Source organism: Candidatus Aeolococcus gillhamiae, assembly GCF_016464765.1.
Classification (GTDB): domain Bacteria; phylum Chloroflexota; class Dormibacteria; order Aeolococcales; family Aeolococcaceae; genus Aeolococcus; species Aeolococcus gillhamiae.
In genome coordinates this window covers 1-2,332 of the sequence record NZ_JAEKNS010000012.1, presented here as the reverse complement: position 1 = coordinate 2,332, position 2,332 = coordinate 1, and the positions used below count along the sequence as shown (strand labels likewise).

The 2,332-nt window shown below is 71.0% G+C and carries 1 protein-coding gene; it reads left to right on the top strand.

Annotated features, from left to right (window positions below):
• Positions 1-2,332, top strand: a 2,332-nt coding sequence (locus tag JF886_RS00760; RefSeq protein WP_337308617.1) for a DEAD/DEAH box helicase family protein, incomplete at both ends; no start/stop codon positions are given.

Genomic DNA, 2,332 nt, shown 5'->3' with positions numbered 1-2,332 from the left:
AGGTTTGACCGTCCGACTGATATCCCCGGACCTCGCTCTCGACCGTCTCCATCTCATCGTGCCCGACGGCAGTGACGCCATGGTGGTGCTCACCACGCTCGCGGACGGGGATGCGAAGGACGCCGACCCGCGTGACCTCTTTGCCCAGAGGATCAGCGAGGTGGGCCACCTCACGGTGTCGTTCGGGGACGAGGAGCCGCCCCAGCTGCGTGTCGCCCTCCCCGACCTCACCCTGGAGTGCGTGCCCCAGGAGTCGCCGGACCACGACCCCGACCATCTCGCCCTGCGGGTGCTGTCGATGCGCCCGGCGATGGACCACCCCGACGGCAGCAAAGTCCTCACAGTCACCGCCCGCACGCCGATCGTCACCTCCGCCAACGGTGTGGCCAGCGACACCCACCGCCTGCTCGACTGGAAGGAGGCGAGTGCCGCGGCGGCGAAGTCGGCGGAGCTGTACGCCGCTCTCAAGCTCGTTGACAGCCTCGAGAAGGCCGAGCGCCAGCGCGCCGCCACCCAGCGCACCCACTTCAGCGCGGCCAAGGAGTACTGGCGCTGCAAGCGCTGCCGGGCTCTGTGGCGCCCCGCCGACCACGAGCGCTGTCCGTCGTGCGGCCACGAGTTCACCGACGCCGACCGCCGCCAGCCTGAGGTGGGCAAGGTGGAGTTCACCGTGCCCGAGGGCGAGCAGATCAACCTCACCCCGGATGCGGCGGTGCTCGTCGAACCGGAGGACGAGCCCAACTTTGTCGGGCGCGTGTCGCGCATCGACCACCACCGCCACACCGTCGAGGTGACCTGCCGGACGTTCGAGCACGCCGGCAGCGAGGGCACGATCACGCCGTCGTTCAACAAGGCCCTGTACCAGGCCAAGCGCAGCGTCCTCGCCGCCATCGCCACCCGCGACTTCGGGGTCGGCCTGCTCGCCCAGCTCATGGTCACGCCGGAACGGGTCACCGCCCCGCTCTACGCCGAGCAGGAGCACACCCACGACTGGTTGACCGAGGGGATGATGGCCAACCCGCCGCAGGATCGCGCCGTGGCGCTACTGGGCGCCCTCGCTGCCGGCGAGGCGGTGTTCATCCAGGGGCCGCCGGGAACTGGCAAGACGACGGTCATCGTCGAGGCCATCAAGCGCCGCCTGGCGGCCAACCCCGACGAGCGCATCCTGGTGACGTCGCATAGCAACCTCGCCGTCGACAACGCGCTCGAGCGGCTCGCCGGCACGCCGGGGATGCGCGCTGTGCGCGTGGCCCGCGCCGAGCGGGTGCATCCCACCGTGGAACGCTTCCGCTGCGACGACGAGGACGACCCGCGGCTCCTCGAGGCCAACTGCTACTTCGCCACCTGCGCCACCGCGGCGACGTCGGCGATCACCGACATGAACTTCGACATCGTCATCCTCGACGAGGCCAACAAGGCGCGCGTCGACGAGGCGCTCCCCGCGTTGCGCCTCGGCTCGGCGCTGGCGCTGGTTGGTGACCACAAGCAGCTGCCGCCGGTCGAGGACGACGCGCTGTACGGCATCGTCGAGAGCGACGAGGCCCTGGAAACCCTTGTCAACAGAAGCCTTTTCGAGCTGGCGTGGGAGGGTCGCCTGCCTGAGTCGGCGCGCTGCCTGCTGACCATCCAGCACCGCATGCACCCGGACATCGCCGCCTACGTGTCGGCGGCGAGCTACGACGGCCAGCTCCAGGACGCGCCCGAGGTGCAGGCCTACTCGTACATCACGCGCACGCCGTTCCCGGTGGCGCTGCACTTCGTCGACACCGAGGGCATGCGCGGCGTGCGCGAGCGCCGCGGACCCGGTGGCGCGCTGCGCAACGAGGCCGAGGTGCGCGTCGCGGCGCAGGTGGTGCGCCTCCTCGACGAACGCGCCCCGCGCGACATGAGCATGGCGGTGATCGCCATGTACGCCGAGCAGGTGGAGCGACTCCGCCAGGCGCTCGGGCGGCGCCGCTTCAAGCGCCCGGTGAAGATCGACACTGTCGACTCCTTCGAAGGCCGCGAGGAGGACATGGTGGTCATCTCGCTGGTGCGCTCCAACGAGCGCGGCCGCATCGGCTTCCTGCGCGTGCCCAACCGCCTCAACGTGGCCATCTCGCGCGCCAAGCACCTGGTCGCGTGCATCGGTGACAGCGCCACCCTGCGGGCGGGCGAGGAGTCGATGTATGGCGAGCTCGTCGAGGCAGCTCGCTCCACCGGGGGCTGGCTCAGCGCGCTCGACATCGTCAGCCCGGGCAAGCCGCAGCGGCGCCGCCGCGGTGCTGGCCAGACCGCCGCGCCGCGCGTCGGCGAGGACGGCCAGCCGCTCCCGGCTGTCGAGGGGGAGGAC